Origin of the sequence: Anoxybacillus pushchinoensis, assembly GCF_900111795.1 — a bacterium.
GTDB lineage: Bacteria > Bacillota > Bacilli > Bacillales > Anoxybacillaceae > Anoxybacillus > Anoxybacillus pushchinoensis.
This window is the reverse complement of record NZ_FOJQ01000020.1, coordinates 1-21,763: the sequence shown is the minus strand read 5'-3', so window position 1 is coordinate 21,763 and position 21,763 is coordinate 1. Positions and strand designations below refer to the sequence as shown.

Sequence of the window (21,763 nt, the reverse complement as noted above, 5' to 3'; positions counted from 1 at the left end):
GCCCGGTCAGCTTGTCGACAAAGTCGACAAGCTGTTTTAATATATAGGTGTAAGGGTATTTATAGGAGGGGGAATCGGATGCTTCAACGTCACCAAGAAGACTGGATACATATGTAAACAACAGCAAAAAGTGGTCACATGCCATGTTTGGCAAGATTACTACGAAGAAGCCGAGCACTTACGATATGTGTCGGAGCATCGAGAATTGTATGAGAGGAGAAAAGAGACAATCGAACGAAATTTTGCAGATTTGAAAGAGAAGCATGGTCTGCGCTGGACGAATTACCGTGGATTGGAAAGAAACCAGATGCAGGCGATGCTTGTTTGTGCTGCGATGAATTTAAAGAAATTAGCAAACTACCTATGGAGAATGGGCATCTCCCCTCTTTTTCACTTATGTATGTCGTTATTTTCGTCGGTTCATCGAGGAAAATAAATATCAAAATGGAATAAAATGGTTGTAAGGCAATTGCCTTACAACCATTTTGTCAACAGTCTGACCGGGCATTCGCCCGGTTTTTTTACCAAAGTTTAAATCCTTTTGAGCCAGGAGGTGCATTTTGAATCATATCGATAAATGGGACGGTATATGCGATTAAAATAAGGACAACCGCAATGCCAATCCATAATTTCCAGTTTTCGAATACAAGAGGTGTACGTTCGGCTTGTTCAGCAACTTCTGCCACAGGGAACTCTGTTTCACCTTTTGGTGCGAAAAATGCTAAGTTTGTAACGATAATGAGCACGAGAATAATACCGATAAACAAGATCGTTCCTCCAACGGCTTGAGCGATTTGATAAGGAATCCACTCAAGCGCTTGTGGTGCATCACCGTATGTCGAAAACGCTGAACGACGTGGGGCACCGAGTAGTCCTGCAAAATGCATAGCACCAGACATAAAGATCATACCGATAGACCAAACAATTGTTTGAATGATCGCCAAACGGTTCATCGCTTTTGTCATGACACGTCCCGTTAAGTGCGGGATGAGCCAATATGCTGCGCCAAAAAATGTCAAAACAACCGTTGTAGCTAACGTTAAATGGAAGTGACCAGTTACCCAAGTTGTGTTATGAACGACTTGGTTTAATTGGTATGATGCGTTTACAAGACCACCAGCACCGGCAGGGATAAAGAACAACATACCGATAAATGGTGCAAAGAAGCGGGCATCACCCCATGGTAATTTTCGTAACCATCCGAATAATCCTGTCGCTCCTTTTGAGCGTCCATACATTTCAAATGTTGCAAACATCGAAAACGCGGTCATGAGTGATGGAATAACGACCATAAACGTTAAGACAACTTGTAAGTATTTCCAAGCTGGATCGATTCCAGGTTCCACGAGTTGATGGTGGAAACCGACAGGAATCGAGAAAATTAAGAATAAAATGAACGACATGCGAGCAAGTGAGTCAGAAAACATTTTTCCGCCAATAATTTTTGGGATAATCGCATACCAAATCATATATGCAGGCAATAACCAGAAATAGACGAGCGGGTGACCAAAGTACCAGAACAATGTTCGGCTCACAAGTACGTTAATGCGATCGACATAACCTAACGACCAAGGAATGAATTGGAATAATACAGTTGCTGCTACACCGAGCGAGCAAATGAGCCATAAAATCATATTCACAACAGACATAAATGTAAGTAGTGGGCTCACTTGACCCGGGTGGGCTTTTTTCCATTTCGCATAATGAGCAAATGTTGCAAAGCCACTAATCCAGCTACCAACGACGACAAGTGTTAAACCGATATAAAATCCTGCATGTGCTTGTAAAGGTGCATAAAACGTATATAAAACAGAAGCTTCACCAATTAAAATGTAAAAAGCAGTAATGGCTGTACCGATTGTCATGAGCCAAAAGCCGACCCAACCCCAAAAGCGAATGCGATCAGAAAGCGTTCCAGCCGTACGGCTTATAGCTGAAAATTGAAAACCAATGATAAAGAATGTAGTTAAAACGAGTCCGAGTAACACACCGTGGGTTGTTAAAATCGTATAATAGCTAATGCCTGCTGGTAATTCAAATTTTCCTGATCGTACAAGCACTTGTAATAGACCAGCGAGTCCCCCTAGTGCAAGAGCAACGAAAGCGACATAAATATGTGCCATTGCTAATTTGCCATCACGAGCGTCTACTTTCCATGTTCCGTTCATCATTGTTCAACCACCTTCACTTTCGCCGTCATTAAATGATGACCAGCTCCGCAATATTCGTTACATAAAATAACATACTCGCCAACTTTATCGAACGTTTGCGTATAGCTGCTCACATAGCCTGGCTCAACCATCATATTTACGTTCGTTCCAGCTATTTGAAACCCGTGAATGACATCCTTTGTTGTAACGTTAATTGTTACTTTCGCACCTTTAGGAATTTCAACTTCGTTTGGTATATAGGCAAATGCAGTAGAGATCATATTTAACTCGTATTCATTATCTCCCTTTTTGACAAGCCCTGGCTGATTAAATGGCGGCGTTTCATCCACTTTCTCTGGGTCGATTGTTACTAAACAGCTTGGTGGCTGTGTGCCTTGTGCAAATGCACCGACGCCTAAGACAGCTAAAAATAAAAATAGTGAACCGATGCCGAAAAATAGCCAGATTTTTTCATACTTGTGCATGTGCATAACGCCTCGTCTCCTTTCTCTCTACAAACGATTTAAAAACAAGAAATACACACTTACCCACGTGAAAATGAGGAAAAATCCCAAAAACAAAACGGAAGCAAGCGTTCCTTTTAACACAGGTTCTTTTTCCACCTTTGTTTTTGGGGTGTTTGTGTTTAATTGCGTTTTCATCTTCACTACCCCCTTCCTAAATAAACCTTAAATAGAAATGTATACACTTACATCATATAAAACAATTTGTGAAATGAAACGCTTTCTTAACATGTTTCACAAATTGTTCATTCGTTACTTTATCATCATCATAACCGTAAAAATAAGGTATAGCTGTGACTTTTGTCACATGAATTTTGTGAGGTTGTGAAAAAAGTGTGAAATGTTTAGAAAAAGATGGATATGACGTAATAAAAAACGAAGCTTACATGCGCAAGCTTCGTTCATCTACTCATTATCAATTGTTAAAATAAGTTGTAATCCCCCTTTGTTTTCAAAGTAGATTGGTACACGAAAAGCTTTATCAAAGCCGTAAATTTTTGTTTGGCCAACGAGGACGGTTGGAGGTGTAATATCAATTGTAATTCCTTGTGACGAAACAATAAATTGCGTTATAATGAAAGTGCACAACAACATACCTCCTTTCAAAACGTCGAAAGCTTTCCTCATGGTTATATTGGGGAAAGCTTTTCTATTTTATTTATAGGAAAACCCGTGGTGCTAGATAAAATCGAGTAAGCATAAAAATAGCCCTTGCCTGCGGATCTCCTGTAGAATGAAAGTGCGACCAAACATTCGAAAGGAGAATCCCCATGCAAGAGCGCTTTCATTTTACAACAGAAAAAGCAAAAATTCAAAAACAATATGCAGCCATTTTAGCTGTCACACATTCAATGCGATCTTCAACGCCGCAATCGTCATTTTAAATATATGGTAGGTATGCACAGCTTATTTTTTGTTTCGCTTCTGCTTGAAGGAATGCGTAAACGTCCGTCATCATTATGGTCTATTTTGCTTAAAATATTTATTGTTTTACAGCTGTTTCGTCTTTGGACTATTGCTTCACTTGGACGGTATTGGAATACAAAAACCATCGTATTTCCAGAAGCGGAAAGGATACGGAAAGGACCGTATCGGTGGTTGCGCCATCCGAATTACTTTGTCGTTATGTTAGAATTAATTATTATTCCGCTTATGTTTCAAGCGTATTGGACGGCTGCCATCTTCACTATATGTAACGCATACTTACTATCTGTTCGTATTCGCGCAGAAGAGCGTGCGTTATGTTTGTTAAAATCCCCTAGTCAGCAGGGGATTTTTTATGTATTTTTTTTGTGAACTACAGTAAAATGGAGGTAGATTGTTAAAAAGGGGTATGGGAAAGAATGCAAATGACAAAAGCAGAATCGCTACAACAATGGGTATATCGCCTCATCGCACTTCATGATCAATTTGTCAAGATCGGGGGGATCGTGCAAGCGAGTCAAACAAAGCAATTAATAAAAAAAGTGTATCATGGAGAGTTTACCATTGCTTTTTGTGGGCATTTTTCTGCCGGTAAATCTAGTTTAATTAATGAATTAGTTGGTGTCCCACTTTTACCGTCTAGCCCAATTCCAACGAGTGCCAATCTAGTGAAAGTAAAGGCGGGTGAGCCATATGCGCGCGTGTATTACAAACATAGCGAGCCGATCGAATACGCCGCTCCTTATGACTATGAAGAAATAAAAACGTTTTGTCAGGACGGCGATGCGATTGATATGATTGAGATTAGTCAAGAAACAGATGCGATCCCATCTGGAATTGTATTAATGGATACGCCAGGAATTGATTCAACAGACGATGCGCACCGTTTGGCAACAGAATCCGCCCTCCATTTAGCGGACGTGATTTTTTATGTAATGGATTACAACCATGTTCAAGCTGAACTAAACTTCGAGTTTACAAAACGATTGTCACAGTATGGAAAAACGTTATATTTAATTGTGAATCAAATCGATAAACATCGTGACGAAGAACTTTCGTTTTCACAGTTTGCTCGTTCTGTTGACGAAGCATTTCAGCAATGGGGCGTCACATTTGAACGTATTTTTTATACGTCTCTGAAACAAAAGGGGCATGTATATAATGAGTTCGAGTCGTTAAAACAATTGTTGCGGTCGCTTTTTCGTGAAAAAAACGATCGGCTTCAACAAAGTATACATATTGCAGTGAAGCAAATCATTGATGACTATATGCAAACGTTGACTGTTCAACAAGCAGAAGAGGAGCAAAACATTCGTCAATCACTTTCATTTAAGAACGATCGTGAGCTTCTCGAAAAAATCGAAGAGATGGAGAATATGATTGATCACATAAAAAAAACGTGGTCAAATGCAAGGCAGCAATTTGAGCAACAGTTAGCAACTATATTAGATAATGCATATGTGATGCCTTATGAAACGCGGGAGCATGCGCGCGCCTATTTAGAAGCGTGCCAACCAGATTTTAAAGTTGGTTTTTTATTTACAAAACAAAAGACGGAAGAAGAACGTAAAAGGCGATTGCGTGCTTTTTACGAGAATTTGCATCGTAACATTGAAAGTCAGTTGGAGTGGCATGTTCGAGACCTACTAAAACAGTTTTATCAACGATACAATATTCACGATCATGAGTTGTTGCATCGCATGCAACAACTTACTATCCCACTTTCTGAGCAATGGATCATTGAACGGAAGCCAAATCAACCGCTTATTACAGGGGATTATGTGCTCACTTACACGAACGATGTAGCAAATGAAATGAAACGATTGTATCGTGACGTAGCACTTCAACTGATAGATGATATGATCGAAAGAGGAAAAAACCAACAGAAGTTGAATATGTACGAACGACAACTCAATCAGCTGATTCAGGAGCGTTCGGCTTGGGAACAATTAAAACAACTTGCGCGTCAACGCGAACATACTCATCAGCAATTACAAAACGCCATCGCGACCGCGAAACCGCTAAGCGATGACGTTATTGTTCCATTTGTTCATGAAACATGTACGAAACGAATAGGAAGTCAAAGAAAAGAAAATGTTTCGTACGCATTTGAAACGGTGACAGAAGAACGTTCCATCCAAACGGCGCAACTAGCGAACGAGACAGTAGAACAAATGATTGGAAAATTGCGTACTGTTAGTGAAATGATTGCTCCACTTGAAGGATTAAAGCAGCTAGCAAAAGAAATGAACGAGAAGGTTCAACAACTTCAACAACGGACGTTTACGATCGCTTTGTTTGGAGCTTTTAGCGCTGGAAAGTCTTCGTTTGCTAATGCGTTGATAGGCGAACACGTTTTGCCTGTTTCGCCACATCCAACAACGGCAACGATCAATAAAATTGTTCCACCGACAGATGAATATCCACATGGAACCGTTGTGGTACAAGTAAAAACGGAACAACAGCTTTTGAACGATTTGCAACATTCCCTTCGCTTTTTCGGTGTGCAAGTTCATTCGTTGCAAGAAGCGATCGAAGAAAGCGAAAAGGCGATTCGTAATCATGCTGTTGACGCAAAAGAACGCGTGCATTGGGCGTTTTTACAAGCCGTCGTTCGCGGTTATGAGCAAATGAAGAAAAATATTGGTCAGTTGCTTACAATCTCGTTTCAGCAATTTCACGAGTATGTGGCGAATGAAACAAAGTCATGCTTTGTCGAATGGATCGAATTATATTATGACTGTCCGTTAACTCGTGAAAACATTATTCTCGTTGATACACCGGGTGCGGATTCTGTAAATGCTCGTCATACAGGGGTTGCATTTAACTACATTAAAAATGCGGATGCAATTTTCTTTGTCACGTATTATAATCACGCTTTTTCGAAAGCGGATCGCGAGTTTTTAATTCAGCTTGGTCGCGTAAAAGATACGTTTAGTTTAGATAAGATGTTTTTCATTATTAATGCAGCGGATTTAGCTCATACAAAAGAGGAATTACAAGCCGTCGTTCGTTACGTTAACGATCAGCTTCTCCAATTTGGAATTCGACATCCGCGTCTTTTCTCGTTATCGAGCAAGTGGGCGCTCGCAGAGAAGAATGGAGATACGTGGAAACATGATGTGCTATCCAATTCGGGGATGAGCGCGTTCGAACAGGCGTTTTATCCATTCATTCATCATGAGATTGGCTCATTAGCGATCGCTTCCGCTCGCCTGCAAATGAAACAAGCTCGTCAACGGTTAGGAGAATACATTGCAGAAGCGAAGCAAAGCGATGATATGAAACGCAAAAAGCTACAAATATTACAACAAGAGCAAAAACAACTTGAACAAATCATCGAACAATATGAGTCGGCTCATGATGTTTATGCAATTGAACAAGAGTTAGATGAGTTAGTTTATTATATTCAACGGCGTATTTTTTTCCGTTTGCCAGACTGGTTTAAAGAGTCATTTAATCCTTCCGTTCTTCATGATCGGCAAGCAAATATAAAAAGAGCATTGCATTTATGTTTAGACGAGTTTTTATATTCGATTGGCTTCGACTTAGCACAGGAAATGCGCGCAACTAGTTTGAGAATGGAATCATTTATGAACAAACGTTATGATCTTCATTTTATGGCGTTAGAGAAACAATGGAAACAAGTACATGATCTCATTGTAACGAAAGTGGATCTTCCTAGTTTTCCAACGATCGAATTTCCACTCGCACTAGAACAAATTGATCGAAACATATTTAAAAAAGCGCTAACGTTGTACAAAAATGCAAAATCTTTTTTTGAAAAAGATGAAAAACGATACATGAAAGAAGAATTAGAAAAACAATTACGTGAACCAATTGCCGCATATATAGATGAGCAAAAACAACGACTGGTGGCGCATTATTCTACACAATGGACTACAGCAATGAATCGTTTGCATCGTCATATGCGTGAACAAATGAATGAACATTTTAAAGGATTAGTTGCCGCGTTAACTGCTCAAGCACCAATTGATGAGTTGCAACATATTTACGATATGATTGGAGGAATGGATGATGAGTGAAGTTCACCAAGCTATTACAGCTCATTCAAAAAAACAGCACGCACTCATTCGTACGTTTGTTGAGTTAGATGCTAAACGGGAGGCGTATATTGAAGAAGCAGTCGCTTTATGTCAACGGGGTGAGCCGTTTTCGGTGCATAACATTAATGAAGTGACAAAACAAATAAATGAGTTAGCTAAAAACGGAATTGTTCCGCAGAGAAAATATGTGACCATTGACATGGTAAAGGAATATGTCCAAAAATTAAATGGTAAATCGTTATAGTGCAAATCGTCCCATTCGCACATACTATCCTTGAATAACAAGGAGGTGAGGGAATGGGACGAACAAAGCTAGGGAATGCAAACGCCCAACGAAACAATAACGCAAAACAAAAAAACGACTTAAATAACGAATTTGCTTCATATGCTGAAGTGGAAGTAAAGAAAATGAGCAATGAGCATAAAAATATTCGATAAGGCGCGCATATGCGCCTTTTTTTGAGGAGCTAAACGAAATGGAGGATGACGATGAAAAAGTGGATCGCTATCATTGTCTTATTTGTTTTTTTTGCATACATGCTTTGGGAACATATGATAGAAAGACAAACGGTCACAACTGGTATTCAAATCGGTATGAAGGCGCCTGATTTTTCTTTAGAAACGATCGATGGAAAAACAGTTCAACTCTCACAATTCAATGGAAAAGTAGTTATTGTGAACTTTTGGGCAACATGGTGTCCGCCATGTCGAGCAGAAATGCCGGACATGCAAACGTTTTACGAAAAGTATCATAACCAAGTAGAAATTGTAGCTGTCAATGTGATGGTGAGGGATTCACGCGAAAAAGTCAGCCAGTTCATAAAAGATTATCGTTTAACTTTCCCTGTCGTGTTAGATGTGGATGGACATGTCATGAAGCAATATGAGATTCAACCGATTCCGACATCGTTTATTATCGACCGACAAGGAATGATTCGAGACAAGCAAATCGGACCATTGTCGTATGAGCAAATGGTGCAATATGTAGAGAAATGGGGGGAATAGCCGAGAAGTCGGCTATTTTTTGTATACTTTTCGTTATATTTGGAAAAGATAGAAAAAAATAAAAAGTAGGTGAGTGAGCGATGCGAAAAATAAGAAAGCGGACATTCGCAGAACTTGTGATGGAAAATAAAAGACAACTATTGAACGATGCGAACGCATTAGAAAAATTGGAAGAGAAAATGGAAACGCGTTGGCTTCATAAAGCAGAGTAATAAAGCCATACTATAAGGGAGGGGGGATGAATAAATGGGTAACCCAAAAAGCAATCAACAGCCATTTGTACCGCAACATATTGGAACAAAACCACGAGCGGCAGGCGGCAACAAGGGGAAGCAAATGCAAGATCAATCTGGTCAACATCCACAAGTCATTCAGACAAAAGGGGAATAAGGGCGAGTACTCGCCCTTATTTAAAGTTTACATAACTATATTATAGTAAATAAAATAATATGAATTGTAAAAATCCGCATCTGTGCGGCTTTTTACATGCTATAATCAATTTCGTGTGTGTACGTTTCTGCTTTGATATGTTTATGGTAGAATGAAGATAAAGTATCGTTAGACTCGGAGAGTGAGAAAAGATGATGGTTTCGCAGAAAGAAATTGAAGTTCGCTACGCAGAAACAGATCAAATGGGGGTTGTTTATCATGCGAATTATGTCATTTGGTTAGAAATTGGACGGGCTCATTTTATTCAACAGCTCGGGTTTCAATATGCAGATATGGAAAGAAGGGGAATTGTATCTCCCGTCATCGATTTGCAAATTTCTTATAAAAAGCCGCTGCGGTATGGAGAAACGGCGACGATCAAAACATGGGTAGAATCATATGACGGCATTCGAGTCGTTTACGGATATGAAGTATTAACGTCAACAAACGAAATTGCTGCCACGGCCACTTCAAAACATGTTTGCGTGACAAAGGAAACGTTTCAGCCTGTTTTAATTAGAAAATATTTTCCTGATTGGCATGAAGCGTATGAACGTGCAAAAAAGAGATAAAGCGGGTATCCCCCCGCTTTTGCTTTTATTTGTATGTGAATACTGGCTCGTTTTGTTTTTCGTCAAACTCAATATACAAATCATGGCCGTCGAAATACCAAGTATCATTTTGTTCAATAAAGAAAACGATCCCATCTTTTTCTAACGTCACTGCGGCATCGATTGGCTTTTCCTTATTCACCCCTAAAGAGAAACCTTTTTGTACAGTGCTACAACCACCATATCGAGCGAAAAAGCGAACGAAGTCCCCCCGTTGTAGTTGAAGCTCTTCTTTGTACCACTGAAATGCTTGATCGCACATGTGTATATTCATTATGTTCACCATCCTTTATAAACAATTATAGAAGAACAAAAACCATTTTTCTATTTTAGACGCTTCATTCGAGAAAAAATAAAAAAGTAACTATACAAATGGTGGCAAAACATGTATCATTAATCCGTAATGAACATGAAAGCGAAAGGAGTGACAGTTCCGTTATGAGCAGGACGAGTACAAATGAACCAGAACCAGCAATAATAGGGGAAGTAGCTTCGTTTTTTGGCGCTGGAACGTACTGCTCACGAACGAAACAGGCGCTCCAACGACAAAAAAGCGGCGCTTACCTCTTGTAGATCAGATAGGGGGGTTACGCCATGATGAATATGTATTTGTCAAATGAACAAGGAAAATTAGAAGAAATTCATGAGTTGAAAAACGGGTGTTGGGTAAATCTCGTATCTCCAACAGAAAGCGAAATTCGTTATATTGCGGAACATCTTAATATTCCGATCGATTCAATTAAAGATGCGCTTGATGATGAAGAACGTTCACGGATTGAGAAAGAAGACAATCACGTACTGATCATTGTTGATATTCCGATTATTACGTATGACGAGGGAAACATTCCAACGTATGAAACGATTCCGATCGGGATGATTATTACAAATACATGTTTTATTACGGTTTGTCTTCAAGAAAATCCAATTTTTGAAGAGTTCACAAAAAATAAAGTAAAAAACTTTTATACGTATATGAAAACGCGTTTTGCTTTGCAAATGTTATATATGATTTCAACATATTATTTAAGATATTTAAAACAAATTAATCGCAAAACAAGTGAAATTGAAAAACAGCTACATCAGTCGATGCAAAATAAAGAGTTATTTTCTTTGCTTAGTTTAGAAAAGAGTCTTGTTTATTTTACTACATCGTTAAAAGCGAACAATATTGTGATGGAACGGTTGCTTCGGTTAAACTATTTACGTATGTATGAAGACGATCAAGAATTGTTAGAAGATGTTATCATTGAAAATAAACAAGCAATCGAGATGACGGAAGTATATAGTAGCATTTTAAGTGGGATGATGGATGCGTTTGCTTCTGTTATTTCAAACAATTTGAATATCGTAATGAAATTTTTAGCTGCGATTACGATCGTCATTTCCTTCCCAACAATGGTGACGAGTTTCTATGGAATGAACGTCCCGATTCCGTATCAAGATAAATCGTATGCTTATTTAGTTGCTTTAGGTGTTTCGATAGCCTTTTCAAGTATTACAGCGTTTGTTTTTTGGAAGAAGCGTTATTTTTAACGGAACGGTATACACCGTTCTTTTTTTATGCAAAATAAACACGAACATTTAGGTGATTATAATTAAAAAAAGATCGTTTTTTATTGACTATAAAAGGATCTTCTAGTATATTAACATTCGGAAAAAAGAAAAGGTGAGGGATGAATAATGAACAATCGTTATGATGTGATCGTCGTTGGTGCTGGGCCGACAGGAATTTTTACTTGTTATGAATTGACATTAAAATTGCCAGGAGCACGCGTGTTGCTTGTTGATAAAGGACACGATATTTATAAACGAAATTGCCCGATTTTGCAGAAAAAGATTGAGAAATGCCCGCCGCCAGTTGGGAAAAAAGATTATGCAGGTTGCTTGCCAGCTTGTTCGATTACGAACGGATTTGGAGGAGCAGGTGCTTATTCGGACGGCAAGTTTAACATTACGAGTGAGTTTGGTGGTTGGATGACCGATTATTTGCCTGCCTCGGTTGTGTTAGAACTCATTCGTTATGTTGACGACATTAATTTAAAGCACGGTGCGACTCATGCGCTTACAGACCCACTTACAGATGAAGTGCGGAAAATCGAAAAACGCGCCTATGCTGCTGGATTGAAGTTGCTACGTGCTCAAGTTCGCCATCTCGGTACAGAACAAAACTTAGAAATTTTAAAGAGTATATATGAATATTTGCGAAACCATATTGATATGATGTTTAAGATGGAAGTCAGTGATATTGTAACTGAAAAGATACACGGTACGAATCACGTCAAAGGTATTCAATTGAAAAATGGAGATGTGCTTTATGCTGATCGGATCGTTATTGCTCCTGGACGTGATGGTTCCGCTTGGCTAACGAATATATTGAAGCGGCGCGGATTGAAAATGATAAATAATCAAGTTGATATTGGTGTTCGAGTGGAAACGTCTAATGTAGTGATGGAGGAAATTAATAAGCATTTATATGAAGGTAAGTTTATTTTTAATACATCCGTTGGGACGCAAGTTCGGACTTTTTGCAGTAATCCGTCCGGTCATGTTGTTGTTGAAAATCATTCCGGTATTATGCTTGCAAATGGTCATGCGTATAAAGATCCAAAGTTAGGAAGCAGCAACACAAACTTTGCTCTTCTTGTCTCTCATAAATTTTCTGATCCATTCGATCAACCGAATGAATATGCTCATCAAATTTCTCGTTTAGCCAATGCGCTATCTAATGGTGGCATTATTGTACAAAAATATGGAGACATTTTAAAAGGTAGACGTTCAACTGAAAAACGAATTAAAGAAGGATTTATCGAACCGACGTTAAAAGAAGCTGTTCCGGGGGATTTAGGGCTTGTCCTTCCATATAATACAATGAAAAGTTTAATTGAGATGACAGAAGCGCTAAATGATGTTACTCCAGGTATTGCTTCAGAACATACGCTCTTTTATGGCGTTGAAGCGAAGTTTTATTCCGCACGTCCAAAGTTAAACGAACGTTTTGAAACGGAAATCTCAGGATTATATGTTGGAGGAGATGGTGCAGGGATTACACGTGGACTTGCGCAGGCAGGAGCGTGTGGGGTATGGATTGCCAGAAATATTGTCGAAACGTTTTTATGATCTATGAAGTGAAATTTCTAGCGAGACGTTCTCTCTATTTCTTGTTAACTAACAAAAAAATATTGTTGACATATATAGATCGATCGAATACGATTATTGGTAATTAGAAGTAAAGGGGGAGAACAATGGATTGGTTATTATTAGCTGACCGTGTATTGGCTGGGGGGGAAATTACAGACGATGAAGCGCTCTCGATATTAAATTGTCCGGATGAAGAGCTGTTATTATTGCTGCAAGGTGCGTATCGTATTCGTAAAACGTATTACGGAAATAAAGTGAAATTAAATATGATTATGAACGCGAAATCAGGATTGTGTCCAGAAAACTGTGGGTATTGTTCGCAATCTGCCATATCTAAAGCCCCTGTTCCGACATATAAAATGGTCAACAAGGATGAAATTTTACAAGGAGCAAAACGGGCGTATGAAGCAAAAATAGGGACATATTGTATCGTTGCGAGTGGAAGAGGACCGAGTGATAAGGAAATTGATATTGTTGTATCTGCGGTGAAAGAAATTAAAAAAACATACGGTTTGAAAGTATGTGCTTGTCTAGGAATATTAACACCGGAACAGGCGTTACGTCTAAAGGAGGCGGGTGTCGATCGCTATAACCATAATATTAATACATCAAAGGAACACCACCCTTATATCACGACTTCCCATACATACGATGATCGTGTGCGGACAGTAGAAACGGTCAAAGAAGCGGGGATGTCTCCTTGCTCTGGTGTCATTATTGGTATGAAAGAGACGAAACAAGATGTAGTTCGTATGGCTAGAAGTTTAAAGGAATTAGATACAGACTCCATTCCAGTAAATTTTCTTCATGCGATTGATGGAACACCGTTGGAAGGGACAAGAGAATTAAATCCACGCTATTGTTTGAAAGTATTGGCGTTGTTCCGTTACATCAATCCAACGAAAGAAATTCGTATTTCCGGAGGGAGAGAGGTAAATTTACGCAGTTTACAACCGTTCGGTTTATATGCTGCAAACTCTATTTTTGTTGGAGATTATTTAACGACAGCTGGACAAGAAAAACATGCTGATTTTCAAATGTTAGAGGATTTAGGATTTGATGTTGACTTTGCTCCAGCATCTTATGCGATATAAAAAAGCCGACGTTGTGTGTCGGCTTTTTTATATGTACATATACTATTACTAATCATCATGTTTAACATTGGAGTGACATTCATGTGATATCAAGGAAATTTGAAAATGAGCGTCTGCGTCGGAAACAAGAAGAACGAGAGATTATTGATGGGTTATTAGATATTTATAACGACTATAAATGGCTGTACGAACGATTTGGCGATGAACAGTATAAGCAAATGATGGAGCAAATTGTCGAGCAGCTTAAAAAGTTTACAAAGCGGAAACGACGCGAATAAAAATTATAAATATTTCCATACCACATACATGAAATAAGGAACGCAAAAAAAGATGATGCTATAAAATAATGTATTCGTTATTGTTTCCATCCATCGATCGATTCGTTCATCCATAAGCTTGTCCTCCGTTTCTTTTTACTTTCAACGTATGTGTATATAACGGCAAATATACATAAAAAACGGATGACATAAGTGAATGATTTTCTCATAACATAATACAAAGGGGGCGATATTGTGAAAGAAATTGAAGTGGTTATCGATACGGAAGAAATTGCAGAGTTCTTTTACAATGAACTTGTTCGAAGGGGCTTTGTTCCGACGGAATGCGAAATTGAAGAAATAGCAGATATTATGTTTGATTATTTAATTGAAAAATGTATTATTGACGAGGAAATGGTTGATGAATAAAACGGCGGTCGTTCCGTCGTTTTTTATTTGAAATGTTATAACATACATATAGGAAATGAAAAATAAGAGGAGGCTATTTTTATGGGCTTATTCAACAAACTGTTAGCAAGTATTGGAATTGGTGCAGCGAAGGTAGATACAAAATTGTATGAGTCACAATTATCGCTTGGTGAACGTATGATAGGAATCGTTGAGGTGACAGGTGGGAGCATAGATCAACAGATTGATGATATATATTTATCCCTTTGTGCCACATATACGAAGGAAGTCGATGATCGAAAAGTGACGAAACATGCAATTATTGAAAAGTGGAAAATCGCTCAGTCCTTTGTCATTCGTGCCGGAGAAAAGAAAGAGTTTCCGTTTTCTTTTTCTCTTCCGCTTGATACACCGATCACAGTTGGAAAAGCAAGAGTATGGTTGCACACGGGACTTGACATAAAAAATGCGATTGACCCAATGGACGAAGATTATATTCGTGTTCAACCTAACCGAGTGATGAATGCGGTATTTCAAGTGATGAAAAACTTAGGATTCCGATTGAAAGAAGCCGAATGTAAAGAAGCTCCTTATCGTATTCGTAAGCGACTTCCTTTTGTTCAAGAGTTTGAGTTTGTACCAGTTCGAGGAGAATTTCATGGGAAGCTTGATGAAGTGGAAATCATTTTTTTTGCCCAAGGGGCAAATGTGTTTGAATTGCTTATTCAAGTGGATCGACGTGCGCGAGGGCTGGCTGGATTGTTTGCGGAAGCACTCGATTTAGATGAGACGTTCATTCGCGTGACGATTAATGAACAGCACATCCAAACATTACAAACAGATCTTGCTTCACTCATTCGACGATACGCTTAAAAAGACTGGGAGCCCCCGGTCTTTTTTATGTATAATTATGTCGGAATTTTATATATATTCGACAAAAATAGTAAAAAAATGAAAAAGGAATCGACAAAACGAATCGCTAATAGTTACAAAAAGAAAAAAGGGAGTGGATATTGGTGATTCGGATGTTTATGGAGAAAATATTAAAATCAACGCAATGTTACGATGTAACGCTTTTTCAAACTCCACAATTTGGTCAAATAAAAGGGTATCGGCAAGTATATCGCTTAACAGTAAACGGAGAAGATCACGATGACGTATTAGCAGAAGTTTATCGAATATTTAACGTTCCTGATCTAGTGCCGAAAGATTATGATGCACGCTATGTAGGGACAGGCGACATCTTGCTCATTGACGAAGGAAGATATGGACAATTTTTTTATCGCTTAAGCCCAGATGGATGGGAGCGTATTCACCGTATGCATGTACGATAAAAAATGTCTTTAAATGTTCACAAAATTGTGCTATATTGTATATAGACAATTAGCACAAGGTTAGAGTATGATAAAAAATTCCCCTTGTGCAAACAAGGGGATTATTTTTTTCGCTCTTCTGCACTATACTCTTTATCGTGTGCTTCAGCTTCGGCGGTCAGTATTTCTTTTGGAACATGATTGTTCTTCTTCGGGCTATTAATACGATTGCGGTGTTTTTTTCCCAATTGGAACCCTCCTTTACATCAAGTTACTTATTAACATCGACAAGATGGCAAAAAATATACATATGAGGTGGGATGAGCAATGTTTGCATTCACTGTTTCTGCGGTCATCGGGGTTATTGCGATTTTCTGTTCATTGTTTATTAAATTTGAGCTAGAGCGGCTCGTTGGACGGAGAAGAAAAATTTTCCTTCTTCATTTCGCTAATATTAGTATAACTAACGTTGTTATTGCAAGCGCTTACTATGTGTTTAGTGGAATGTTTGAAACAAGCGAGCACCCATTTTACCTCATTTATTTAGCTTCTTTAGAAGCGATGTTGCCAATTTACGTTGTTTGCTACCTCATGTATGAACATTATGAGCAAGCAAAGAAAAAATATGTTGTCAGTGAAGATAAAAAAGTTTTATACGTGAAGCCGAAGTATTTCCGGAAAATGTCTTGAGGGGGCTCCCCTCTTTTTTTGTACATGAAAAACAACACTTTAGAGAAACATAGGATTGTGGTATAGTATATATGCAAGAATGGACAGAAGAAGGAGGATAAAAAAATGAGTGTTCATATTGGTGCAAAAGAACATGACATCGCGGATAAAATTTTGCTTCCAGGGGATCCGCTTCGCGCAAAATATATTGCTGAAACGTTTTTAGAAGGGGCGACTTGCTATAACCAAGTTCGCGGAATGCTCGGATTTACCGGTACATATAAAGGGCATCGTATTTCCGTTCAAGGAACAGGGATGGGGGTTCCGTCCATCTCTATCTATATTACTGAACTGATGCAAAGCTACAACGTTCAAACATTAATTCGCGTTGGAACATGTGGGGCGATCCAGAAAGATGTCAAAGTTCGTGATGTCATTTTAGCGATGGCATCTTCAACCGATTCTCAAATGAATCGTATGACATTCGGAGGCATTGATTATGCCCCAACAGCTAACTTTGACTTGCTGAAAACAGCATATGAAATTGGAAAAGAAAAAGGATTGCAACTAAAAGTTGGAAGTGTCTTTACAGCCGACATGTTTTATAATGAAAATGCGCAATTTGAAAAGCTAGCCCGTTACGGCGTGTTAGCGGTAGAAATGGAAACGACAGCGCTTTACACTCTAGCTGCTAAATTCGGTCGCAAAGCGTTGTCAGTATTAACGGTAAGTGATCACATTTTAACAGGAGAAGAGACAACGGCTGAAGAACGACAAACGACGTTCAATGAAATGATTGAGGTTGCGCTTGAAACGGCTATCCGTCAATAAGTAAATAATTAGAAAGCTCCTGTGGATTACTTTCCGCGGAGCTTTCTTCCATTCGTGAGGGAGAAAGAGATGAAAAAATGGTTATATTGTTTTGTTATGGTCGTTAGTGGCTGTCAATCGTCTGGATTGTATGAGCAAGAACAAAAACCTAGTCCCCCTATACAAGTCGAACAGCCGGCACGATCGTCTGAAACGCCAGCGCCGTCTTCTGAAGCGGAGGAACAAGAGGAGCTCGTACTTGAAGAACGGTTTTGGAACCAGATTGAAGTGCAAAATGGGATAAAAGTCATTACTAATCCGGACAACATATTAGTCCTAGTAAATAAGGAGCAACAATTGCCATCCGACTATAAACCAGCTGACTTAGTCATTCCGAATGTTCCGTTTACGTTTAAAGAGACAAATGTCGAAAAACGTTATATGCGCGCAGAAGCGGCCAAGGCGTTAGAAGCAATGTTTACAGCAGCAAAAAAACAGCAAATCATGTTGTATGCAGTGTCGGGTTATCGTTCGTATGAACGGCAACAACAATTGTTCTCCTCTGAAGTTCAACGATTAGGAGAAGAAAAGGCCGTCGTTGCTGTTGCGATGCCTGGAAGAAGTGAACATCAAACAGGATTAGCGATCGATATTACAAGTCCAAGCGTTCAATATGCGATAACACCTGCATTTGGTGACACATTAGAAGGAAAATGGGTAGCTGAGCACGCGCATGAATTTGGTTTCATTATTCGCTACCCAAAAGGAAAAGAACATATAACAAAATACCAGTATGAGCCTTGGCATTTGCGTTATGTCGGTGAAAAAGCTGCCAAAGTAATTTATGAGAAACAAATTACGCTAGAGGAATACTTTCAAATCGTAAAGAAAATATGAGACTATAAACAGTGGAGAATACGATATCGTTTAAATAGGTGAGCCAGTTTTTTGGATACGTAAATATATAATTCAGATTGATATACAGCAGTTAGCCCTTTACGCAAATGTAGTTGCTTTACAAATAATTCAATTTGGCGTTTCGCATATTTTATTGCTTGATGTTGTGAAATAATTTGTTTTTTCTTAATTTTTAATTCGATCTCTGCCAATAGTGAGCTGGAAAAGTGGAGCATCGCTGCCTCTGTTTGACCGATAAATTGTGAAATCATCGTTTCAATCCCTCCTCTGTGCATATTTACGAAATTGAAATATACTTTACAATACGTTAACATATTTCTTTTGAAAAAAATGTCGGAATGCGCGAAAATGTTTCGACAAAAAAGGAGCTACCGTGAAAGTAGCTCCTTTATATTTATAGTACGATGGCTGCGATCCATGCGAAAATAATAACGGGAATATTGTAGTGAATAAATGTTGGAACGCATGTATCCCAAATATGGTGATGTTGACCATCAACATTTAAACCGGATGTTGGACCGAGTGTGCTATCTGAGGCAGGTGACCCTGCATCACCAAGCGCGCCAGCCGCGCCAATAATCGCAATGGTTGCCATTGGGCTAAGTCCAAGCTTCATACAAAGCGGAACAAAAATGGTTGCGATAATTGGGACGGTAGAAAATGAAGACCCGATTCCCATCGTAATGAGCAGCCCGACAATTAACATAAGTAATGCACCAAGCGCCATGTTATGCCCAATAAGAGAAGCTGCTTGTTCAACAAGTTTCTCAATATGCCCGGTTTGTTTTAATACGTTAGCAAAACCTGAGGCGCTTAACATAACAAATCCAATAAATGCCATCATGCGCATTCCGTCTGTTAATAAACGATCGCTTTCTGCTAAACGAATACATCCACTGAAGTAGATGACGACGATTCCTGCGAATGCGCCAAAAATCATGGAATCGAGCAGAAGTTGAACAGTTAAGGCGACCATGACAGCGACGATCGCAAACCACACCTCACGTTGTTGAAACGATTGCGTGTCTTCACTTTCTAGGTTTACTTGTTTATATACACGCGGTTTTCGATACGTGAACAAAGCGATAAGTAAACCAGTAATCATTCCGAGTGAAGGTAAAAACATCGCCTTTGGAATATCTGATTTTGTAACGACTAGGCCACCTTGAGCCATATTTGTTTGCACAATATCATGAAAGATCGCCCCAAATCCAGTAGGTAACCACATATATGGGGTAATTAAACCAAATGTAATGATTGATGCGACTAACCGACGATCCACATGTAGTTCATTTAAGACGTGCAAAAGTGACGGAATCAAAATAGGAATAAACGCAATATGAATTGGAATTAAGTTTTGTGAAAAACAGGACATGAGTAAAATAACGAGAAGAACAAGCGCTTTGGAATATTGTTTTCTTTTTCCTTCCCCTTGTCTTCCAACCGTTTTTATAATGATATGAACTATAGCGTTCGGTAAGCCAGTTTTCGAAATAGCGACGGCAAAGCCGCCTAACAACGCATAACTTAACGCTACTTCGGCGCTATTTCCTAATCCTTCTGAAAACACTTCCACCGTTTTAGAAAGGCCGAGCTTGCCGAGCCATCCTCCTACTAACGATGCAATTAATAAAGAAAGCACAACGTTCATTCGCATTAAGCTAAGAATAAGCATGACGAGTACTGAGGCGATAACAGCGTTCATAATCGTGACCCCCATAAATACTTTAGTTTGATAAATTGGTAGAGTGATGAAACACTAAACAATCTATCATATATACGGATCGGCCGTCAATAATAAAATTGGTCAAGGGCAATGTTATTGCATATTTGCTATTGTTCTTCAATGAACCAATTTTGTTGCTATAGACCCACACGATGTACGCTTGGTACAATGTTAACGCAAAAATGATTGAGAAGTTTGGTGGAGCATATGACACAAATGAAGCCTGAGATAGGGGCATGGGTAAGCATTGGTGCTTATATTGTTTTATCTTTAACTAAGTTGTACGTCGGATATATGTCAAGTTCTGAAGCATTAAAAGCAGATGGATGGAATAATTTTACTGATATTCTTGCTTCTACCGCCATTTTAATTGGATTACTCATCGCAAAAAAACCTCGTGATGATAACCATCCGTATGGCCATTCGCGTGCAGAACATATTTCTTCTTTAATCGCAGCGTTTATTATGATGTCTATCGGATTAGACGTATTAGTAAATGCGGTGCAAACGTTGAAGGAAGGGGAGTATGTAAAGCCGGATTTAGTAGCAGTATGGACGGCTGGCGCTTCAGCCGTATTTATGTTTGCTGTATATATGTTCAATAAGCGTTTAGCTATCGTCACAAATAGCCAAGCGCTTGCCGCTGCTGCCAAAGATCATTTGTCCGATGTACTTGTTAGTGTAGGAACCATTGTTGGTGTGATAGGTGCCCAGTTACACATGCGTTGGCTTGACCCTGTCACCGCTTTTGTTATTGGATTTATCATTTGCAAGACCGCATGGGGCATTTTTAAAGAGGCGTCTCATATGTTGACGGATGGGTTTGATGACAAAACGCTACAAAAGTATAAACAGGACATTGAGCATATTAACGGCGTGGATCAGGTGGTAGATATTAAGGGGAGAATGTATGGCAATGATGTTGTTATAGACGTTATTATTTGTGTCGCCCCGCATTTAAATGTTGTAACAAGTCACGACATTGCGGATCAAGTTGAGCGTTTGCTTGAACAAAAATATGGCGTTGTTTATGCTCATGTGCATATCGAGCCGTATGAGCATGAGGATTGAGATGAAGGAAGGAGCTGCAAAATGGAAAATAAAAAACTCGGCACGATCTATGCCCTGCTCGCTTATGTATTGTGGGGAATATTGCCTTTGTATTGGAAATTACTCGAACATATCGAGGCGAAGGAAATTTTATCTTATCGTATTGTTGCTTCATTTTTTTTTATGATTGCGTTGTTGATCGTTCAAAAAAATTGGTCTACATTTTTGCATACATGTCGATTGTTATGGCGAGAAAAAAAGCGTGCCATCGCTTTAATCGTTGCATCGCTACTCATTAGCGTTAATTGGTTTATTTACGGGGGAAGCGCAAGAAAGCCCCTGCCTTTAGACAAGGGGATGAATTGCGTATTTTTTTGATAAATTTATTAGATGTGTTTATTTTATCTATTGTTTATGGTATATTTAGTATAGAGGTGATTGTTTTTGGAAAACGAAAAATACACCCATAAAAAAGGGATTGTTTATCTCAATCAATATCATATTGTGTTTTGTCCAAAATACCGTAGAAAAGTGTTAGTTGGAGATATTGAACGAGATTTAAAAAAAATTTTTGAAGAAGTTGCCAAAGAACATGATGTACAAATCAAAGCAATGGAAATTATGCCTGATCATGTTCATTTGTTCATTTCTTTTGACCCTCGTCAACATT

At 38.8% G+C, this 21,763-nt stretch carries 30 protein-coding genes and 2 pseudogenes; 24 read left to right on the top strand and 8 right to left on the bottom strand.

The window, feature by feature from the left end:
- Nucleotides 1-115: 115 nt before the first annotated feature.
- Nucleotides 116-385 (top strand): annotated as a pseudogene (locus BM213_RS14480) (transposase); the annotation flags it as partial.
- A gap of 136 nt (nt 386-521) precedes the next feature.
- On the opposite strand, the gene BM213_RS07380 reads toward BM213_RS14480, so the two are convergent.
- From BM213_RS07380 to BM213_RS07365, 4 genes are all read right to left on the bottom strand, one after another.
- Nucleotides 522-2,171: a b(o/a)3-type cytochrome-c oxidase subunit 1 gene (locus BM213_RS07380; RefSeq protein WP_091702527.1), complete on the bottom strand. Its 1,650-nt coding sequence runs from the start codon at nt 2,169-2,171 to the stop codon at nt 522-524.
- Nucleotides 2,168-2,641: a cytochrome c oxidase subunit II gene (locus BM213_RS07375; protein ID WP_091702524.1), complete on the bottom strand. Its 474-nt coding sequence runs from the start codon at nt 2,639-2,641 to the stop codon at nt 2,168-2,170. The genes BM213_RS07380 and BM213_RS07375 overlap by 4 nt, the downstream gene beginning before the upstream one ends.
- A 21-nt stretch (nt 2,642-2,662) precedes the next feature.
- Complete coding sequence (locus tag BM213_RS07370; protein ID WP_091702520.1) at nt 2,663-2,812, bottom strand: cytochrome c oxidase subunit 2A; 150 nt, start codon at nt 2,810-2,812, stop codon at nt 2,663-2,665.
- A 267-nt stretch (nt 2,813-3,079) separates the two neighbouring features.
- A complete protein-coding gene (locus BM213_RS07365) occupies nt 3,080-3,262 on the bottom strand; it encodes a hypothetical protein (RefSeq protein WP_244149211.1) in 183 nt (60 codons plus the stop codon).
- Between the two features lie 182 nt (nt 3,263-3,444).
- Between BM213_RS07365 and BM213_RS14665 the strand changes: the two are divergent.
- The 9 genes and pseudogenes from BM213_RS14665 to BM213_RS07325 form a co-directional block, all read left to right on the top strand.
- Nucleotides 3,445-3,553 (top strand): annotated as a pseudogene (locus tag BM213_RS14665) (IS982 family transposase); the annotation flags it as partial.
- 57 nt (nt 3,554-3,610) lie between these two features.
- The gene (locus BM213_RS07360) at nt 3,611-3,970 is read left to right on the top strand and encodes an isoprenylcysteine carboxylmethyltransferase family protein (protein ID WP_167357384.1); all 360 of its coding nucleotides are present in this window, start codon (nt 3,611-3,613) and stop codon (nt 3,968-3,970) included.
- A gap of 47 nt (nt 3,971-4,017) precedes the next feature.
- Entirely contained in the window at nt 4,018-7,644 is a 3,627-nt protein-coding gene (locus tag BM213_RS07355) for a dynamin family protein (RefSeq protein ID WP_091702516.1), read from the top strand.
- Nucleotides 7,637-7,909, top strand: coding sequence for a YpbS family protein (locus BM213_RS07350; protein ID WP_091702514.1), 273 nt, complete (start codon nt 7,637-7,639; stop codon nt 7,907-7,909). The genes BM213_RS07355 and BM213_RS07350 overlap by 8 nt, the downstream gene beginning before the upstream one ends.
- Before the next feature lie 53 nt (nt 7,910-7,962).
- A complete protein-coding gene (locus tag BM213_RS14660) occupies nt 7,963-8,103 on the top strand; it encodes a hypothetical protein (protein WP_003396076.1) in 141 nt (46 codons plus the stop codon).
- A gap of 45 nt (nt 8,104-8,148) precedes the next feature.
- Nucleotides 8,149-8,670, top strand: a complete 522-nt coding sequence (locus BM213_RS07340; RefSeq protein WP_091702511.1) for a TlpA family protein disulfide reductase — start codon at nt 8,149-8,151, stop codon at nt 8,668-8,670.
- Between the two features lie 80 nt (nt 8,671-8,750).
- On the top strand, nt 8,751-8,882 hold the full coding sequence (locus BM213_RS07335) for an FbpB family small basic protein (protein WP_003396080.1): 132 nt from the start codon (nt 8,751-8,753) through the stop codon (nt 8,880-8,882).
- A gap of 34 nt (nt 8,883-8,916) precedes the next feature.
- The gene (locus tag BM213_RS07330) at nt 8,917-9,060 is read left to right on the top strand and encodes an acid-soluble spore protein N (RefSeq protein ID WP_003396082.1); all 144 of its coding nucleotides are present in this window, start codon (nt 8,917-8,919) and stop codon (nt 9,058-9,060) included.
- A 191-nt stretch (nt 9,061-9,251) separates the two neighbouring features.
- Nucleotides 9,252-9,671 (top strand): acyl-CoA thioesterase, encoded by a 420-nt coding sequence (locus tag BM213_RS07325; RefSeq protein ID WP_003396085.1) that lies wholly within the window; start codon nt 9,252-9,254, stop codon nt 9,669-9,671.
- A 25-nt stretch (nt 9,672-9,696) separates the two neighbouring features.
- On the opposite strand, the gene BM213_RS07320 is transcribed toward BM213_RS07325, so the two are convergent.
- On the bottom strand, nt 9,697-9,984 hold the full coding sequence (locus BM213_RS07320) for a HesB/YadR/YfhF family protein (protein WP_244149210.1): 288 nt from the start codon (nt 9,982-9,984) through the stop codon (nt 9,697-9,699).
- A gap of 164 nt (nt 9,985-10,148) precedes the next feature.
- Here BM213_RS07320 and BM213_RS15160 point away from each other — a divergent pair, with 164 nt between their 5' ends.
- The 8 genes from BM213_RS15160 to BM213_RS07280 all read left to right on the top strand — a co-directional run bounded on the left by BM213_RS15160 (nt 10,149) and on the right by BM213_RS07280 (nt 15,941).
- Nucleotides 10,149-10,283, top strand: a complete 135-nt coding sequence (locus BM213_RS15160; protein ID WP_279625319.1) for a hypothetical protein — start codon at nt 10,149-10,151, stop codon at nt 10,281-10,283.
- Between the two features lie 21 nt (nt 10,284-10,304).
- Nucleotides 10,305-11,243, top strand: coding sequence for a magnesium transporter CorA family protein (locus BM213_RS07310; protein WP_091702502.1), 939 nt, complete (start codon nt 10,305-10,307; stop codon nt 11,241-11,243).
- 147 nt (nt 11,244-11,390) lie between these two features.
- A complete protein-coding gene (locus tag BM213_RS07305; RefSeq protein WP_091702499.1) occupies nt 11,391-12,827 on the top strand; it encodes an NAD(P)/FAD-dependent oxidoreductase in 1,437 nt (478 codons plus the stop codon).
- A 125-nt stretch (nt 12,828-12,952) separates the two neighbouring features.
- On the top strand, nt 12,953-13,942 hold the full coding sequence (gene bioB / locus BM213_RS07300; protein WP_091702497.1) for a biotin synthase BioB: 990 nt from the start codon (nt 12,953-12,955) through the stop codon (nt 13,940-13,942).
- Nucleotides 13,943-14,025: 83 nt separating this feature from the next.
- Entirely contained in the window at nt 14,026-14,220 is a 195-nt protein-coding gene (locus tag BM213_RS07295; protein ID WP_091702494.1) for a hypothetical protein, read from the top strand.
- Between the two features lie 234 nt (nt 14,221-14,454).
- Nucleotides 14,455-14,628, top strand: coding sequence for a YozD family protein (locus tag BM213_RS07290; protein WP_003396099.1), 174 nt, complete (start codon nt 14,455-14,457; stop codon nt 14,626-14,628).
- A gap of 81 nt (nt 14,629-14,709) precedes the next feature.
- The gene (locus BM213_RS07285) at nt 14,710-15,480 is read left to right on the top strand and encodes a sporulation protein (RefSeq protein ID WP_091702491.1); all 771 of its coding nucleotides are present in this window, start codon (nt 14,710-14,712) and stop codon (nt 15,478-15,480) included.
- 152 nt (nt 15,481-15,632) lie between these two features.
- Nucleotides 15,633-15,941 (top strand): hypothetical protein, encoded by a 309-nt coding sequence (locus tag BM213_RS07280; protein WP_077428926.1) that lies wholly within the window; start codon nt 15,633-15,635, stop codon nt 15,939-15,941.
- 101 nt (nt 15,942-16,042) lie between these two features.
- Here BM213_RS07280 and BM213_RS15155 read toward each other — a convergent pair whose 3' ends face one another.
- Entirely contained in the window at nt 16,043-16,168 is a 126-nt protein-coding gene (locus BM213_RS15155; protein ID WP_091702488.1) for a hypothetical protein, read from the bottom strand.
- 79 nt (nt 16,169-16,247) lie between these two features.
- Between BM213_RS15155 and BM213_RS07270 the strand changes: the two genes are divergently transcribed.
- From BM213_RS07270 to BM213_RS07260, 3 genes are all read left to right on the top strand, one after another.
- Complete coding sequence (locus BM213_RS07270) at nt 16,248-16,610, top strand: hypothetical protein (RefSeq protein WP_091702485.1); 363 nt, start codon at nt 16,248-16,250, stop codon at nt 16,608-16,610.
- 105 nt (nt 16,611-16,715) lie between these two features.
- Complete coding sequence (gene deoD, locus BM213_RS07265; protein ID WP_003398678.1) at nt 16,716-17,420, top strand: purine-nucleoside phosphorylase; 705 nt, start codon at nt 16,716-16,718, stop codon at nt 17,418-17,420.
- A gap of 69 nt (nt 17,421-17,489) precedes the next feature.
- On the top strand, nt 17,490-18,296 hold the full coding sequence (locus BM213_RS07260; protein WP_091702482.1) for a M15 family metallopeptidase: 807 nt from the start codon (nt 17,490-17,492) through the stop codon (nt 18,294-18,296).
- Nucleotides 18,297-18,298: 2 nt separating this feature from the next.
- On the opposite strand, the gene BM213_RS07255 is transcribed toward BM213_RS07260, so the two are convergent.
- The gene (locus tag BM213_RS07255; RefSeq protein WP_208601885.1) at nt 18,299-18,568 is read right to left on the bottom strand and encodes a hypothetical protein; all 270 of its coding nucleotides are present in this window, start codon (nt 18,566-18,568) and stop codon (nt 18,299-18,301) included.
- 143 nt (nt 18,569-18,711) lie between these two features.
- Nucleotides 18,712-20,022, bottom strand: coding sequence for a Na+/H+ antiporter family protein (locus tag BM213_RS07250; RefSeq protein ID WP_091702477.1), 1,311 nt, complete (start codon nt 20,020-20,022; stop codon nt 18,712-18,714).
- Nucleotides 20,023-20,250: 228 nt separating this feature from the next.
- Between BM213_RS07250 and BM213_RS07245 the strand changes: the two genes are divergently transcribed.
- From BM213_RS07245 to tnpA, 3 genes are all read left to right on the top strand, one after another.
- Nucleotides 20,251-21,114: a cation diffusion facilitator family transporter gene (locus BM213_RS07245; RefSeq protein WP_091702474.1), complete on the top strand. Its 864-nt coding sequence runs from the start codon at nt 20,251-20,253 to the stop codon at nt 21,112-21,114.
- A gap of 21 nt (nt 21,115-21,135) precedes the next feature.
- A complete protein-coding gene (locus BM213_RS07240; RefSeq protein ID WP_244149209.1) occupies nt 21,136-21,471 on the top strand; it encodes an EamA family transporter in 336 nt (111 codons plus the stop codon).
- Nucleotides 21,472-21,537: 66 nt separating this feature from the next.
- Nucleotides 21,538-21,763, top strand: a 226-nt coding sequence (tnpA, locus tag BM213_RS07235) for an IS200/IS605 family transposase (RefSeq protein ID WP_143091181.1), incomplete at its 3' end; no start/stop codon positions are given.

Bases quoted from the DNA above. Each gene is read 5' to 3' on its own strand.
- BM213_RS07380 (WP_091702527.1), bottom strand. From the start codon at position 2,171: ATGATGAACGGAACATGGAAAGTAGACGCTCGTGATGGCAAATTAGCA.
- BM213_RS07375 (WP_091702524.1), bottom strand. From the start codon at position 2,641: ATGCACATGCACAAGTATGAAAAAATCTGGCTATTTTTCGGCATCGGT.
- BM213_RS07370 (WP_091702520.1), bottom strand. From the start codon at position 2,812: ATGAAAACGCAATTAAACACAAACACCCCAAAAACAAAGGTGGAAAAA.
- BM213_RS07360 (WP_167357384.1), top strand. From the start codon at position 3,611: ATGCGTAAACGTCCGTCATCATTATGGTCTATTTTGCTTAAAATATTT.
- BM213_RS07355 (WP_091702516.1), top strand. From the start codon at position 4,018: ATGCAAATGACAAAAGCAGAATCGCTACAACAATGGGTATATCGCCTC.
- BM213_RS07350 (WP_091702514.1), top strand. From the start codon at position 7,637: ATGAGTGAAGTTCACCAAGCTATTACAGCTCATTCAAAAAAACAGCAC.
- BM213_RS14660 (WP_003396076.1), top strand. From the start codon at position 7,963: ATGGGACGAACAAAGCTAGGGAATGCAAACGCCCAACGAAACAATAAC.
- BM213_RS07340 (WP_091702511.1), top strand. From the start codon at position 8,149: ATGACGATGAAAAAGTGGATCGCTATCATTGTCTTATTTGTTTTTTTT.
- BM213_RS07335 (WP_003396080.1), top strand. From the start codon at position 8,751: ATGCGAAAAATAAGAAAGCGGACATTCGCAGAACTTGTGATGGAAAAT.
- BM213_RS07330 (WP_003396082.1), top strand. From the start codon at position 8,917: ATGGGTAACCCAAAAAGCAATCAACAGCCATTTGTACCGCAACATATT.
- BM213_RS07325 (WP_003396085.1), top strand. From the start codon at position 9,252: ATGATGGTTTCGCAGAAAGAAATTGAAGTTCGCTACGCAGAAACAGAT.
- BM213_RS07320 (WP_244149210.1), bottom strand. From the start codon at position 9,984: ATGAATATACACATGTGCGATCAAGCATTTCAGTGGTACAAAGAAGAG.
- BM213_RS15160 (WP_279625319.1), top strand. From the start codon at position 10,149: ATGAGCAGGACGAGTACAAATGAACCAGAACCAGCAATAATAGGGGAA.
- BM213_RS07310 (WP_091702502.1), top strand. From the start codon at position 10,305: ATGATGAATATGTATTTGTCAAATGAACAAGGAAAATTAGAAGAAATT.
- BM213_RS07305 (WP_091702499.1), top strand. From the start codon at position 11,391: ATGAACAATCGTTATGATGTGATCGTCGTTGGTGCTGGGCCGACAGGA.
- bioB (WP_091702497.1), top strand. From the start codon at position 12,953: ATGGATTGGTTATTATTAGCTGACCGTGTATTGGCTGGGGGGGAAATT.
- BM213_RS07285 (WP_091702491.1), top strand. From the start codon at position 14,710: ATGGGCTTATTCAACAAACTGTTAGCAAGTATTGGAATTGGTGCAGCG.
- BM213_RS07280 (WP_077428926.1), top strand. From the start codon at position 15,633: ATGTTTATGGAGAAAATATTAAAATCAACGCAATGTTACGATGTAACG.
- BM213_RS07270 (WP_091702485.1), top strand. From the start codon at position 16,248: ATGTTTGCATTCACTGTTTCTGCGGTCATCGGGGTTATTGCGATTTTC.
- deoD (WP_003398678.1), top strand. From the start codon at position 16,716: ATGAGTGTTCATATTGGTGCAAAAGAACATGACATCGCGGATAAAATT.
- BM213_RS07260 (WP_091702482.1), top strand. From the start codon at position 17,490: ATGAAAAAATGGTTATATTGTTTTGTTATGGTCGTTAGTGGCTGTCAA.
- BM213_RS07255 (WP_208601885.1), bottom strand. From the start codon at position 18,568: ATGATTTCACAATTTATCGGTCAAACAGAGGCAGCGATGCTCCACTTT.
- BM213_RS07250 (WP_091702477.1), bottom strand. From the start codon at position 20,022: ATGAACGCTGTTATCGCCTCAGTACTCGTCATGCTTATTCTTAGCTTA.
- BM213_RS07245 (WP_091702474.1), top strand. From the start codon at position 20,251: ATGACACAAATGAAGCCTGAGATAGGGGCATGGGTAAGCATTGGTGCT.
- BM213_RS07240 (WP_244149209.1), top strand. From the start codon at position 21,136: ATGGAAAATAAAAAACTCGGCACGATCTATGCCCTGCTCGCTTATGTA.